The organism is Streptomyces minutiscleroticus, from assembly GCF_014650875.1.
GTDB lineage: Bacteria > Actinomycetota > Actinomycetes > Streptomycetales > Streptomycetaceae > Streptomyces > Streptomyces minutiscleroticus.
The window spans coordinates 1-739 of the sequence record NZ_BMVU01000228.1 but is presented as its reverse complement, the minus strand read 5'-3'; the positions used below and the strand labels follow the sequence as shown (position 1 = coordinate 739).

At 70.6% G+C, this 739-nt stretch carries 2 protein-coding genes; both read right to left on the bottom strand.

Annotation, left to right across the window (positions count from 1 at the left end; genetic code table 11):
- A partial coding sequence (locus IE271_RS41165; RefSeq protein WP_190195513.1) for a phosphoadenosine phosphosulfate reductase domain-containing protein occupies positions 1-451 on the bottom strand: 451 nt, incomplete at its 3' end.
- Positions 448-739, bottom strand: a 292-nt coding sequence (locus tag IE271_RS41160) for an adenylyl-sulfate kinase (RefSeq protein ID WP_190195512.1), incomplete at its 5' end; no start/stop codon positions are given. The genes IE271_RS41165 and IE271_RS41160, both read right to left, overlap by 4 nt.

Here is a 739-nt window from a genome sequence, read left to right as displayed (position 1 = left end):
CCTTCTCCTCGTCGCGGCGGCCGCCGCCGAAGACCGCGTCGAACCTCTCGTGCTGGATGGTCTCGGTCAGGGGCAGGGTCTGCAGCGGGTTGCGGGTGCCGTCGGGGCGCTCCTTGAGGACGCCGCGGTCGATGTAGTCCTGTACCGAGGCGATGTGCAGCCGCAGTCCGTGCCGGTGCGCCGTGCGGTCGCGGTAGGCGAGGACCTCGGGGAAGTTGTGGCCGGTGTCCACGTGGAGCAGGGCGAAGGGGACGGGGGCGGGGGCGAAGGCCTTCAGGGCCAGGTGCAGCATGACGATGGAGTCCTTGCCGCCGGAGAAGAGGATCACCGGTTTCTCGAACTCGCCCGCGACCTCGCGGAAGATGTGCACCGCCTCGGACTCCAGCGCGTCCAGGTGCGACAGGGCGTACGGGCTGCCGGTGCCCTCGTGGACGGAGGCGACGGTCGTCATGCGAGACCCCTCTCGGTGAGCAGCTTGTGCAGCGCGGCCGCGGACTCCTGCACGGTCTGCGTGTGCGACTCGATGCGCAGGTCGGGCGACTCGGGCTCCTCGTAGGGGTCGTCGACACCGGTCAGACCCGATATCTCGCCCGCGGCCTGCTTGGCGTACAGGCCCTTCACGTCGCGCTCGCTGCACACCTCGACGGGGGTGGCGACGTGGATCTCCAGGTAGGCGGTGCCGCTGGCCTGGTGGCGCTTGCGCACGGCCTCGCGGCTGTCGGCGTACGGCGCGATGACG